13 protein-coding genes are annotated in these 12682 nt (G+C 41.7%); 9 read left to right on the plus strand and 4 right to left on the minus strand.

What is annotated here, in order from left to right:
* Nucleotides 1-12: 12 nt before the first annotated feature.
* The 6 genes from opp4B to MKX49_RS05195 all read left to right on the plus strand — a co-directional run bounded on the left by opp4B (nt 13) and on the right by MKX49_RS05195 (nt 5293).
* Complete coding sequence (gene opp4B / locus MKX49_RS05170) at nt 13-978, plus strand: oligopeptide ABC transporter permease (RefSeq protein ID WP_340875449.1); 966 nt, start codon at nt 13-15, stop codon at nt 976-978.
* Between the two features lie 22 nt (nt 979-1000).
* Complete coding sequence (locus MKX49_RS05175; RefSeq protein ID WP_034315454.1) at nt 1001-1900, plus strand: ABC transporter permease; 900 nt, start codon at nt 1001-1003, stop codon at nt 1898-1900.
* A 19-nt stretch (nt 1901-1919) separates the two neighbouring features.
* A complete protein-coding gene (opp4A, locus tag MKX49_RS05180; protein WP_340875452.1) occupies nt 1920-3683 on the plus strand; it encodes an oligopeptide ABC transporter substrate-binding protein in 1764 nt (587 codons plus the stop codon).
* 107 nt (nt 3684-3790) lie between these two features.
* Nucleotides 3791-3979, plus strand: coding sequence for a hypothetical protein (locus tag MKX49_RS05185; RefSeq protein ID WP_054397060.1), 189 nt, complete (start codon nt 3791-3793; stop codon nt 3977-3979).
* 31 nt (nt 3980-4010) lie between these two features.
* Complete coding sequence (locus tag MKX49_RS05190; RefSeq protein WP_156319562.1) at nt 4011-4148, plus strand: hypothetical protein; 138 nt, start codon at nt 4011-4013, stop codon at nt 4146-4148.
* A 92-nt stretch (nt 4149-4240) separates the two neighbouring features.
* Nucleotides 4241-5293, plus strand: a complete 1053-nt coding sequence (locus MKX49_RS05195) for a M42 family metallopeptidase (RefSeq protein ID WP_340875454.1) — start codon at nt 4241-4243, stop codon at nt 5291-5293.
* Between the two features lie 145 nt (nt 5294-5438).
* On the opposite strand, the gene MKX49_RS05200 is transcribed toward MKX49_RS05195, so the two are convergent.
* A complete protein-coding gene (locus MKX49_RS05200) occupies nt 5439-5861 on the minus strand; it encodes a pyridoxamine 5'-phosphate oxidase family protein (protein ID WP_063596399.1) in 423 nt (140 codons plus the stop codon).
* A gap of 184 nt (nt 5862-6045) precedes the next feature.
* On the opposite strand from MKX49_RS05200, the gene MKX49_RS05205 reads away from it, so the two are divergent.
* On the plus strand, nt 6046-6858 hold the full coding sequence (locus MKX49_RS05205; RefSeq protein ID WP_048687263.1) for a cyanophycinase: 813 nt from the start codon (nt 6046-6048) through the stop codon (nt 6856-6858).
* Nucleotides 6855-9476, plus strand: a complete 2622-nt coding sequence (gene cphA / locus MKX49_RS05210; RefSeq protein ID WP_340875457.1) for a cyanophycin synthetase — start codon at nt 6855-6857, stop codon at nt 9474-9476. The genes MKX49_RS05205 and cphA overlap by 4 nt, the downstream gene beginning before the upstream one ends.
* A gap of 85 nt (nt 9477-9561) precedes the next feature.
* On the opposite strand, the gene yidC is transcribed toward cphA, so the two are convergent.
* On the minus strand, nt 9562-10347 hold the full coding sequence (gene yidC / locus MKX49_RS05215) for a membrane protein insertase YidC (protein WP_340875459.1): 786 nt from the start codon (nt 10345-10347) through the stop codon (nt 9562-9564).
* Nucleotides 10348-10375: 28 nt separating this feature from the next.
* Entirely contained in the window at nt 10376-10663 is a 288-nt protein-coding gene (locus tag MKX49_RS05220) for a hypothetical protein (RefSeq protein ID WP_048687259.1), read from the minus strand.
* A 296-nt stretch (nt 10664-10959) separates the two neighbouring features.
* Here MKX49_RS05220 and MKX49_RS05225 point away from each other — a divergent pair, with 296 nt between their 5' ends.
* The gene (locus MKX49_RS05225; RefSeq protein WP_340875462.1) at nt 10960-11436 is read left to right on the plus strand and encodes a hypothetical protein; all 477 of its coding nucleotides are present in this window, start codon (nt 10960-10962) and stop codon (nt 11434-11436) included.
* Between the two features lie 304 nt (nt 11437-11740).
* Here the strand turns inward: MKX49_RS05225 and MKX49_RS05230 are convergent, their stop codons facing one another.
* Entirely contained in the window at nt 11741-12562 is an 822-nt protein-coding gene (locus tag MKX49_RS05230; RefSeq protein WP_340875464.1) for a glycerophosphodiester phosphodiesterase, read from the minus strand.
* Nucleotides 12563-12682: the final 120 nt, after the last annotated feature.

A 12682-nucleotide genomic window follows, 5' to 3' on the forward strand; every position in this document is an offset into this window, starting at 1 on the left:
GGTGGAAGGAATATGTGGAAATTTATCCTAAGACGATTATTAGTTATGATCCCGCAGCTCTTTTTATTGAGCATCATCGTTTTCATGATGGCAAAGGCAATGCCAGGGGATGCCCTGTCCGGCCAGGAAATAAACCCTAGGGCCAATCCGGCAGAGCTTGATAGGATCAGGGAAGAACTGGGTTTGAATGACCCTTGGTACCAACAATATATAAGGTGGGCATCCAATGCAGTACAGGGGGATTTCGGTGTTTCCTATACACATAAGACGCCCGTTATGGATGTGATCGAAGACAGGCTTTGGAATACGGTGTTCCTGGCGTTGGTCACGCTGATCTTTACATATATGCTTGCGATACCATTAGGCATACTTAGCGGAAGGTATAACGATACCTGGGTGGATAAAACCGTTACGGGTTATAGCTATGTAGGGTTTGGCACCCCGATTTTCATTTTTGCTTTAATCATGTTATTCGTTTTCGGATTTGCCCTGGATTGGTTCCCGTCTGGAGGCAGTGTCGATTCAAAGGTGGATGAAGGAACATTCGCCTATGTTGTAAGCAAGATCAATCATTTGATTTTACCAGCTTTAAGTACAGCTTTAATTGCAACCACCAGTACGATCCAATATTTGCGAAATGAAATCATCGATAATAAAATCAAGGATTTCGTAAGGACAGCGCGTTCGAAGGGAGTGCCCGAATCAAAAGTGTATTCACGGCATATCCTAAGAAATTCCTTTTTACCGATAGCAGCATTCTTAGGTTATGAAATTACTGGATTGGTCGGCGGCGCGGTCATAATCGAGACCATTTTCAGTTATCCGGGACTGGGGCAGCTTTTCCTTAGTTCAGTAAGTCTGCGGGATTTCAGTGTTGTCACAGCCATCGTCATGATGACGGGATTTGCCACTCTGCTTGGCACTCTTCTTTCGGACATCATACTTAGTGCGGTCGATCCGCGTATACGGATAGAATAGGAGCGGGGTGAGTCGTATGGAAATGAAAGTAGAAACCGGAAAGAACATACAAGTTAACGATGTGAGCCCTTCAGGAATGAAAATCATCTGGCAGGAAATCAAAAAAGATAAACTTGCCATGGGCTCATTGATTATATTAGCAGCCATATTGCTTTTTGTTTACGGTGCGTCGTTCTTCATGGATGCCAAGGAAATAGCCAAAGTCGATTTTCTCTCCATTTATATGGAACCATCCTCAGACTATTGGCTTGGAACCGATTATGGCGGCCGGGATGTATTCGGACAACTGATAATAGGTACCAGAAATTCATTCACGATCAGTTTATTCATTACATTATTCACGGCTATCATCGGTTTATCTTTAGGACTTCTTGCCGGTTACTTTGGCGGGGCAACCGATAATGTGATCATGCGTGTTATCGATTTCGTGATTGCCCTGCCGCAATTGATGTTCATCATCGTTGTGGTCACGATTGTACCGATCTTCAATGTATATGTTTTCATTTTAATCATGACGATGTTTTTATGGACAGGAAAGGCACGGCTGATTCGTTCAAAGGCTTTGTCTGAGCGTGAGCTGGATTATATTCATGCCTCACAGACTCTCGGGACGCCACATTGGAAAATCATCCTGTTTCAGCTTCTGCCCAATGTCAGTTCATTGATCATCGTTAACTTCATTTTGAACCTTGCTGGCAATATTGGCTTAGAATCCAGTTTGACTTTCTTAGGGTTCGGCCTTCCGGAGAGCACCCCGAGTTTAGGGACGCTCATCAGTTATGCTCGAAATCCAGATGTTCTGGAAAACAAGTGGTGGATATGGGTACCCGCATCACTCATGATTTTAGTGTTGATGCTGAGTATAAATTTCGTTGGTCAAGCGTTAAAACGCGCAGCCGATGCAAGACAAAGAAGAGGATAATAAAAGGGGAGTGTATGATATGAAAATCAAAAGCTACAGTAAGGTATTAAGTGCATTGGCCATTTCGTCTCTACTGCTTGCTGCATGTTCGAATGATACGGAGAAATCGTCAACGAAAGAGAAAAAAGGGAAAGATGTCGAACAGGTCGATACCTCTAAATTCCCGACAAAGACGACAAATCAAGGAGAGCCGATTGAAGGCGGCCATTTGACATATGGTTTGGTATCAGATACCCCATTTGAAGGGATATTAAACAAGGTTTTCTATCAAGGTGAACCCGATAACCAAGTTATCACATTCTTTGATGAGGATTTATTGGATACAGACGAAAACTATGTTTTCACGAATGAAGGTGCCGCTTCCTATGAGATATCGGACGATCATAAAACGGTCACGCTGACGATTAAGGATAATGTAAATTGGCATGATGGAAAGCCTGTGACAGGCGCCGATTTGGAATATGCATATCTTGTCATGGGAAGCAAAGATTACAAAGGTGTCCGCTATGATGAGCAAATGGCTTTAATCGAGGGTATGGAAGAGTATCATGAAGGGAAAGCGGATAAGATTTCAGGCATTAAAGTCGATGACAAGAAAATCACTTTCACTTTCAAAAAAGCGAACCCGTCCGTCACGACCGGATTATGGACATACCCGCTTCATAAAGAATACTTAAAAGATGTTCCGATTGCGGATTTGGAATCTTCTGATAAAATCCGTAAAAATCCGATTGGGTTTGGACCATTCAAAGTGAAGAAAATCGTTCAAGGGGAAGCGGTCGAATTCGAAGCGAATAAAGATTATTACCGCGGTGAACCTAAATTGGACAGTGTCACATTGAAAGTCGTGAATCCGTCTGTTGTCGTCAAGTCACTTGAAAATGGTGACCTCGATGTAGCAGAGGTCCTGGCGGAGCAATATGAGCAAGCCAAGGAATTGGATAATGTCGAATTATTGGGGAAAGTTGAATTGGCTTATTCCTATATTGGTTTCAATTTTGGCTACTATGATAAAGAAAAAGAAGAAAATATTATGGATGAGAATCCGAAATTCGGAGACAAACGCCTTCGTCAGGCGATGGCATATGCCATCAATAATGAAGAAGTGGGCGAAAAAATGTACAAGGGCCTTCGCTTCCCTGCCAACTCTGTCATTACCCCGAACTTTAAATATAACAATAAAGATTTAAAAGCATATGAATATAATCCTGAAAAGGCTAAGGAACTTTTGGATGAAGCAGGGTTTGTAGATACGAATAACGATGGCATTCGTGAGGATGCTGATGGAAAAGAGTTCAAAATCAACTTTGCTTCCATGAGCGGTTCCGATGTTTCTGAGCCACTGGCAAGATATTATATCCAGCAATGGGAACAAGTAGGGTTGGACGTCGAATTGCAGGACGGAAGGCTGCATGAGTTCAATTCATTCTACGACCTGCTGAAAAAGGATAATGACGAAGTTGATGTTTATTCAGCAGCATGGGGCGTCGCTTCCGATCCGGATCCATCAGGAATATGGTCCAGGTCTGCTGAATTTAACTATACCCGCTGGGTGAGTGAAAAAAATGATGAGCTTCTTGCTAAAGGGATTTCAGAGGAAGCCTTCGATGATCAATATCGAATCGATACGTATAATGAGTGGCAAGAATTGATTCATGAAGAGGTTCCGGTCATTCCGACATTATTCCGTTATCAATTGGCTGGAGTGAATGAACGCGTTACAGGTTACGATTATCTCGCAGGCCGTCAATATCAATGGCATAATGTCGGGGTAACGAAATAATTTAAGAAGACTATCGGCTGCCTTTATGGCGGTCGATTTTTTTTGCGTTTCAATGAAGTGGATAAAGGTTATATAGATAATAGTAAGTAATTGGAAGGGTGATATTGATGGAAGTGAGAAATCCTAATGAAACAAAGAGAGAGTTAGAAATATTGTTTACTGAATCGGTTGGCCGTTTACTGAAACCTCTCGAAGAGGAAATCATCGCAGACATTGTAGCCTATCCAGAGGAAAAGAGAATTGCCTTCTTGGAATATATGAAGGAAATGTCCAACAAACAAAGACAATTGAAGTAAGTTGAACTTTCATCATGAAGGAGGTTTTTTTATGAGGAACGAAGATATGGACAGATACAAGGTATGGCGCGATAAGTGGAAAAGAAGAGTGAATATGGAGAATTTAGCGTTATATGGAATTGCAACATTAGCTATGGCCATCTTGCCTGTCATGGCTTTTATGAGTTAAATCTATTAAAGGGCCGCCTTTTGGCGGTCTTTTAATATGTTAAAAGTTGCCATGGGAAGATATAATGAACAAAGAGGAAAGGAGAGATATGCATGAGCGTGATTGAAGAAAAAGAAATCGTATCTTACATAAAAGAATTGGTGTCCATACCCAGCCCCTCCGGCTATACTGAACAAGCCATTAAATACGCGGCCGATTTCATGGAGCAGAGGAAGGTTTCTTATAACATCACGAATAAAGGGGCATTGCTTGCTACATTAAAAGGCGAAGATGATAACAAACAACGCTTGCTGACTGCCCATGTCGATACCCTGGGAGCCATGGTAAAGGAAATCAAGGCGAATGGCCGCCTTAAATTGACGATGATCGGCGGTTTCCGCTGGAACTCAGTGGAAGGGGAGTATTGTAAAATCCATACAGCTGACGGAGCCATCATCACCGGGACCATTTTAATCAATCAGACCTCTGTCCACGTATATAAAAATGCCGGCGATGCGAAGCGTGATGATGAGACAATAGAGGTCCGGATAGATGCTGTCGTGAAAACCAAAGCGGAAACCGAGGCCATTGGCATTTCTGTTGGAGATTTTGTCTCCTTTGAACCGAGAGTGGAAGTGACGGATACAGGCTTTTTGAAATCAAGGCATTTGGATGATAAAGCTAGCGTGGGCATCCTCCTTCATATCATTGACCTCATTTCCGCAGGAAAGATAAAATTGGCATATACGACCCATTTCCTGATTTCCAACAATGAAGAAATCGGCTATGGCGGAAATTCCAATATCCCTGAGAAAACAGTCGAATATCTAGCTGTCGATATGGGCGCGATCGGTGATGGACAAACGACGGATGAATTCAGCGTTTCCATTTGCGCAAAAGACTCCTCGGGTCCTTATCATTATAAACTGCGTCAGCATCTGGTCTCACTTGCCCAAGCAAATGCTGTCGATTATCGCGTCGATATTTATCCATATTACGGATCGGACGCTTCCGCTGCCATCCGGGCAGGATATGATGTCGTCCATGGCCTGATCGGACCGGGAATCGATGCATCACATGCCTTCGAGCGGACACATGTCTCTTCATTAAAGCATACAGCCAATCTGATTTTGCATTATATCCAATCTGAGTTGGTAAAATCGTGAGAAAAGCCCGCACTCCTATCATAGTAGTGCGGGCTTTTACTTGTTTTTTGGCGATATTTTCATTAAAGTCGTGAGTTTGTGCGCAATACTCGTGAGTTTCGGTGTTTTACTCGTGAATTTCGCTCAAATACTCGTGAATGACAAATTATAATGATAATTCTTGTGGAGGTTCACCATTGTTGTTCATCAACCGTATGCTTTCCGGCTTAATTTGCAGAATTAAATAATTCGGATCTTTCGGACCTTCGAACCACTGTTCAAATGATTCATTCCATAATTTATCTTTCAGTTCCTGTGAATCGTTTATTTTCGAGGTACCTGAGATTTCCAGGTAAGAGTCGCCCAATCCTTCATTATCATAGCCGATCAGGATATGAACATTAGGGTTCTTTTCAATTTCATCGATTTTTTCCGTCTTTCCGCTCGTTGGTGTGTATAAAGTTAAATCATCGTTAAAAAATGTCATATAGCGTGAATGTGGTTTGTTGTTTTCAACAGAAGATAAAACCCCTATTTTATGATCACGGATGATGTTCAATACTTTTTCTTTTATTTGGTTTTGGCTCATTTTTTACACACTCCTTTTATTTTTTACTCTATTACTTTTCCTCTTTTTTCATTAAGTTAAACAAAATTATGCAGTTTGCCATTTTTATGAATGAATACTGAAAGAAGTTGCCATACTAGTCATTATGTGTTCTGTTTAGAGCAATTTCATGATGTGAATCCATTTGTAAAGGTGAGTATGATGAATGAATTGTGGTGAATTACTTATCATTGGCGGGGCAGAGGATAAGTGCCTTGAAGGTGAAGTATTAAATAAATTTGTCGAGCTTGCAACCCATAGCGAAGGCGGAATAGGAATATTGCCTACAGCGAGTGAAATTCCTGAGGAAGTGAGTACAGAGTATATTAAGATTTTCAGGGATTTAGGTGTGGACAGGGTGGAAGTGATCAAGCTGGATTCAAGGCAGGATGCAGACGATCCGGCAATTTGTGAACAGCTTGCATCCTTTTCCGCCATCTTCATTTCAGGGGGAAACCAAAGCCGATTGTCTGAACTGATTGGAAAAACAAAGTTCCACGATGCCCTTTCTAAAGCATGGCATGAAGGAATGGTGATAGCAGGGACAAGTGCTGGTGCTTCGATTTTAGGTAAGTATATGATCGTTGCAGCTGACACGATGCTGAATGACAATAAGTTAAAGGTTGAAATTGGCTTAGGTTTCGGCTTCCTGGACGGACTGATAATCGATCAACATTTTTCCCAGCGTGGCCGATTTGACCGTCTGTTAAGTGCAATAGCAGGGAAAAAAGAAATTATGGGTATTGGGATTGATGAAAATACAGCAATTTTAGTTAAAGACGGTCATTTTGAAGTAGTCGGCCAACATCAAGTATTGGTTCTTGATGGCAGTACCAGTGATTATATCAATATCACATCTTCTGATAATGGCAGTGAAGAGTTGACTCTTTCGGGATTTAACCTTCATGCACTAACCAGGGGATACCGTTTTGACCTGCTTACCAGGAAATTGTTGATGAAAAAGGGGATCCAACAATGAAGATCAATCGAGTCCGTTATTTAAAAGGACCTAATTATTTTGCTTATACACCTACGATTTGCATTGAATTGGATATAGGGGAACTGGAACAGAAACCATCTGATTCAATCCCTGGATTCAATGAAAAATTGTTAAAGGCGCTCCCGAACTTGGGAAGCCATACATGTTCAAAAGGGTATCGAGGCGGTTTCGCCGAAAGGCTGAGAAAAGGAACATGGATGGGACATATATTGGAGCATATGACGATTGAGCTTCAAAACTTGGCCGGAATCGAAGCCATTCGCGGAAAAACGATAATGATGGAAAAGAAGGGTTTTTATTATGTTACCTTTGACTATCAGGAGCCTCACTCAGGTCTTCAAGCTTTTTTAGCAGCGAAAGATATCGCGGAAGCCATCCTGAATGGTGAAAAACTTATAAATGTACAATCTTATGTAAAACAAATAGAGCAGTTATATTATAAAAATAAACTGGGGCCAAGTACCGAAGCCATTTTTAAGGCAGCACAAGCAAAAGATATCCCTGTCGAGCGAATGGGTGATGAAAGCTTACTGCGTTTAGGAACAGGTGCAAGGCAGAAGTATGTCCAGGCGACAATCTCTAGCCAGACTTCGAATATTGCGGTTGAGAATTCATGTGACAAAGCATTGACCAAATCCATTTTAAGAGGTTGTGGCCTCCCTGTACCTGAAGGGGAAGTTGCCCATTCCATTGAAGATATCTTTGCCTCGGCGGACAGGCTGGGTTTTCCACTGGTCATAAAACCGTATAATGGGAGACAGGGTCAGGGTGTCATCACCCATATCAAAAATAAGGATGAGCTATTCAATGTAATCAATTGTTTGGAGTTGCATGTGGAGAAGTACATTGTCGAACGGCATATTGAAGGACATGATTATAGGTTACTGATAGTTAATGGAGAACTTATCGCCGCCAGTTTGAGGCTTCCTCCCTATGTTATTGGAAATGGCAAGGAAACGATACGCAGTTTAATAGAAAAGGAAAATGGTAATGATTTGCGGGGAGATGGTCATGAAAAGCCGATGTCAAAAATCCCACTTACACATACCGTGACGTGTTATTTGGAAAAGTCGAATCGGACGCTCGATACGATTCCGAATCAAGGGGAATTGGTTCAAGTTGTCGGCAATGCAAATCTTTCGACTGGCGGAAAGGCAATCGATGTAACGGACCAGGTTCATTCGACCATTAATAATATGGCTGTTGCTGCTGCGAAAGCGATCGGTTTGGATATCGCCGGAATAGATTTTATTTGTGAGGATATATCAAAACCGATGGAATATTCAAGGACTGCAATTATTGAAGTGAATGCTGCACCGGGAATTCGAATGCATCATTATCCAAGTGAAGGAAAAAAAAGGGATGTAGGCAAAGCCATTGTCGATTATTTATTTCCGACCAGGGAAGAGGCGGCTATACCGATCATCGCAGTGACCGGAACAAATGGAAAGACGACAACAACCCGATTGATTCATTATTTTCTTACTAATGAAAAAACAAAAGTTGGTATGACAAATTCTGATGGAGTATATATCGGCGATGAGGTATTGGATCACGGTGACTGCAGTGGCCCTGTCAGTGCAAGAATGGTATTGGCCCATCCTGAAGTCGATATTGCCGTATTGGAAACGGCCCGGGGCGGGATTCTGCGTGAAGGTCTGGCTTTTCGTAAATGTGATGTGGGGATCATCACCAATGTAAGTGAGGATCACCTCGGCCGTGATGGAATCGATACATTGGATGATCTCATTAAATTAAAGAGGCTGGTAGCCGAAGTCGTAAGGAAAACAGGCTATTGTGTACTGAATGCAGATGATCCGAATGTAGCTGCCATGAACGCTTATACAGATGGGGAGGTCATTTACACCTCTACAGATGCCACCCAGCCTCACGTGAAAGCTGCGATAGATAAGGGATGTAAAGTTTGGTACGTCAATGAAAAAGGCGTCATTTGTCATTCAGCTGATGGAGTCATCCATCCATTTATGGATTGCACCATGGTTCCAATAACGATTTCCGGCATGGCACGTCATAATATCGCCAATTTACTTCAGGCGTTAGCCGCAGCCGAAACACAAGGCATTTCCATGGAAGAACTAAGAAGGAAGGCTGCCACATTTATGCCTGATACGAATTTGTCCAAAGGACGGTTCAATTTGAAAAAGTTGAAAGAGCGCACGATCATCATTGACTATGCCCATAATGAAGCGGGATTGAAGGCCATATTCGAAACGGTCAGTGCCTATAACAAAAATCATCTTATCACTGTTTTGGCAGGGCCGGGGGACCGTATTGATGAAGAACTTATCAGACTCTCCAAAGTAGCGGCCATTAATTCCGATCTGTTCATCATTAAAGAAGACGATGATTTGCGGGGAAGGGAGCCGTTAGAAGTAGCCGGGCTGCTTCAGGATGCTGCGATAGAAGCTGGGTTACAAAAAGATCGGACATTCATCGAACCTAATGAATTGGACGCATTCATAAAAGCCTGGGAGAAATCACAACCGGGTGACCTATTATTGTTCTTTTACACGGATTTTGAATATGTAGAGAGATTTTTCGAAAAAGTTTCAACAAATCCATTGCCGAAGAAATAAAACAAAGTGATCTCACCCCTGGAAATCCCATCAATTTTCAGCGCAAGTGGAAAATGAAAGTATGAAAAAAGCTAATCCAAGTGGATTAGCTTTTTTTCAAGACCGTTTCATTTGCAGCCGGGACTGCGGCATGGTCTTTTTTATATATTCGCTGAAGCACGATTGACTGAACAATCATGAATATACCCCCGATTGACCAGTATAGTGGCAATGCAGCAGGAGCGGAGAAAGAAATGAATAAAATCATTGCTGGTGAGAGCAAGCTCATCATCTTCATTTGTTTCTGCTGTTCTTCCGGCATTTGTCTCACGGAAATGACCGATTGGAAATAATAAATGACACCAGCGATAATCGCCATGGCAATATTCGGCTGGCCTAGGCTGTACCAAAGGAAACTATGGGTTGCAATTTCATGGGAACCTTGAATCGCGTAATAAAAGCCCATTAGGATCGGCATTTGAATCAAGAGCGGCAGACAGCCCATGTTTAAAGGATTGACTCCATGTTTTTGGTAAAGCTGCATCATTTCCTGCTGGAGGGCCTTTTGTTTAGCTGGATCTTTCGTCTCTTTGATTTTCTGCTGGATTGCTGTCATTTCCGGTTTCAGCCCATTCATCTTCGTCTTCATGCTAAGCTGTGTTTTATATTGCTTGGCAGTCAGTGGAAGCAAAACAAGGCGAATCAAAAATGTCATCAAGATGATGCTTAAACCATAGTTGCCATTAAATAAATTAGCATTGAATTCTAGCATTTTTGTCATGGGGTTAACCAATGCTGTATGAAATGGACCGCTCGTTGCTGCTGAGCAACCAGTCAAAAGGGTCGTTGCCAAAAATAGTACGGCAATTAAAAACGTATTTTTCTTCTTCAATATTATTTCCTCCTCGAATTGTTAATGTTTAAACAACTAGAAGGAGGCTTGGCTCATCGGAATCATCTGGTGAATCCTTTTGCCGGATAAAGGTGAAAAAGCGCTGTGCACCGCGCCAGTCGAAAATGCTGCCTGCATGAACAGGGGATTTACTTTTATCTGTATGAACGGAAGCTTGATATTTGTCATTCAAGAGTGATTGCTTTTTATTTAAGAAGTAAAACGCGGCCAGTGGAAAGACAAAGGTAAATAAGTAACCTGCCCATACCGCATGGCGAACGGTTTGATAATCGAATTCTAATAATAATTCCCACATAGGAATCCCTCGTTTTTTCCAAGATAATTAAATTTGTCCAAAAATGATTTAGGGCCTAAATGACTTTTGACCATATTGAGTTTAAATCATTAACAACACTATATCAATTCTAGGGCAAGAAAGCTAAAAAATATAGGGATTTATTCAAAAAATAAACAGGGAATATTTTCTGATGAATCATTTTCAGGAATAGATCAAATAGAAACCAATTTCGAGACTGTTCAGAGCAAAGAATGCACAAATGGTCATTCGACTACATACGGATAAAAGGAAGTTCAATTATGAGGTGAAAAGGTATGAAACCATACGATTCATTGAATCAACAGAACGACCATAACGGTAATGATCAAAATGCATATCTCCGAAATATGGGCATAGATTTCTTGGCAGCGCCCTATCCATTAGAAAATCAGATGATGGATGTAAGGACTCCTCCTGGCCCGCCTGGTCCGTCCTATGGAGGGGGCCAGCCGCCGCCACGGCCGCCGCACGGAGGAGGACCGCCTCATATAGCTCCGCCATTATTCACTCCACAACTTCATGAAGGAATGTATAAGGCAATGGACACTGGGTCAATGAAAGGGTGCTTATACAAACATACGTATATTTGGCTTAAGAATGGCCGTTCATTTTGGTTTTACCCAACATATGTCGGATATAATTCAGTGGCAGGTTATCGATGGAGACGAAGTCAACAGCGATGGGCTTATTATGGAACGGACGCGCATGAAATACAGTTCTTTCATTGTTCAGAATGTAGACAAACTCGATGAAAATCGAGTTTGTCTACATTTTTTTGCTTGTGCAAATTTGGAAGTTGATTGGAATGTAGGGCACTCGCTTTCTGCGGGCGGTCCGCCCTTGGCGCACTTGCGCCCGTGGGGTCTCCCTTGGATTCGCTATTCCCGCAGGAGTCTCGCACACCCGCTCCAATCAACTATGTTTTTGCCTACAATCTTTTGTTCTTAACCTTTAATCGAAATTTCATAGGGAATTTTAAAAGGGATTCGGAATGGTCTCACCCTGAATTGTGTAATGAACTAGTTATCTTCATTTTTTCACTTATCATTCAAAGTTTCAATCCAAAAAAAAATCCGGAAAATCGGAAATGATACCATCTACCTGCATCATTTTGAACATGTGTATTTGTTTTTTATTGTTGACGGTCCATGTAAATACTTTCATCCCGTGCTTTTGGATTCGCATTTGCAGCTTCGTACTCAAAATCGTTTGTTTTGGATTCAAAAATGATGCAAACTCGGCAATCTCTCTTAATTTTTGGTCATTGATTCGCCGTTTTATCAAAACGCCCACTTGTATGTCCGGCATTAATTGATGAAACCTTTTCATGGATTCCATATCGAACGAATGAACCATTATCTTATTTTTACTCGTTGAACATTCTTGGAATTCACCTAATTCTTCTGCAAGTTTCTCTTCTATGCCGGGATAAGCAGAGGGATGTTTCAATTCGATTAAAATGCCGACTTCAGACCCGAAATTCTCCAATACCTCCCTTAGTAAAGGAATCCTTTCGTTTTTATAGCGAGAATGATACCAGCTTCCTGCATCCAGTTCCTTTAATTCGGCTGCCGTGTAATCACGGAGGTTCCCTTTGCCGTTTGTGGTTCGATCCAAGGTGGGATCATGATGAACCACAAGGACATCATCTTTACTGAGGTGGATATCCACTTCCAGGAAATCAGCTCCCAATTCAATTGCTTTTTTATAAGATGCCATTGTATTCTCGGGGCAGTATCCAGATGCACCTCGATGTCCAATTTTAATGGGGGAATGCTGCATTATTAAGCTTTTAGGGAAATCACTTTTTGATCTTTTAGCGTAGAGAGCGAACAGGACAAGCATGGTTATCACGATAATAAGAAAAAATGCGGTCATCTTTCACACTCCTATCAGGCACAATGATTAAAAGTAAGCAGGACAGTCTCATTTCATAATATTACATGTTAGGCAGGAAAAAATCATGTTTTACACAATGTTATAATCCTACTTAAAGGA

It is taken from the genome of Peribacillus sp. FSL M8-0224 (assembly GCF_038003055.1).
GTDB classification, from domain to species: Bacteria; Bacillota; Bacilli; order Bacillales; family DSM-1321; genus Peribacillus; species Peribacillus frigoritolerans.

Bases quoted from the DNA above. Each gene is read 5' to 3' on its own strand.
- opp4B (WP_340875449.1), top strand. From the start codon at position 13: ATGTGGAAATTTATCCTAAGACGATTATTAGTTATGATCCCGCAGCTC.
- MKX49_RS05175 (WP_034315454.1), top strand. From the start codon at position 1,001: ATGAAAGTAGAAACCGGAAAGAACATACAAGTTAACGATGTGAGCCCT.
- opp4A (WP_340875452.1), top strand. From the start codon at position 1,920: ATGAAAATCAAAAGCTACAGTAAGGTATTAAGTGCATTGGCCATTTCG.
- MKX49_RS05185 (WP_054397060.1), top strand. From the start codon at position 3,791: ATGGAAGTGAGAAATCCTAATGAAACAAAGAGAGAGTTAGAAATATTG.
- MKX49_RS05190 (WP_156319562.1), top strand. From the start codon at position 4,011: ATGAGGAACGAAGATATGGACAGATACAAGGTATGGCGCGATAAGTGG.
- MKX49_RS05195 (WP_340875454.1), top strand. From the start codon at position 4,241: ATGAGCGTGATTGAAGAAAAAGAAATCGTATCTTACATAAAAGAATTG.
- MKX49_RS05200 (WP_063596399.1), bottom strand. From the start codon at position 5,861: ATGAGCCAAAACCAAATAAAAGAAAAAGTATTGAACATCATCCGTGAT.
- MKX49_RS05205 (WP_048687263.1), top strand. From the start codon at position 6,046: ATGAATTGTGGTGAATTACTTATCATTGGCGGGGCAGAGGATAAGTGC.
- cphA (WP_340875457.1), top strand. From the start codon at position 6,855: ATGAAGATCAATCGAGTCCGTTATTTAAAAGGACCTAATTATTTTGCT.
- MKX49_RS05220 (WP_048687259.1), bottom strand. From the start codon at position 10,663: ATGTGGGAATTATTATTAGAATTCGATTATCAAACCGTTCGCCATGCG.
- MKX49_RS05225 (WP_340875462.1), top strand. From the start codon at position 10,960: ATGAAACCATACGATTCATTGAATCAACAGAACGACCATAACGGTAAT.
- MKX49_RS05230 (WP_340875464.1), bottom strand. From the start codon at position 12,562: ATGACCGCATTTTTTCTTATTATCGTGATAACCATGCTTGTCCTGTTC.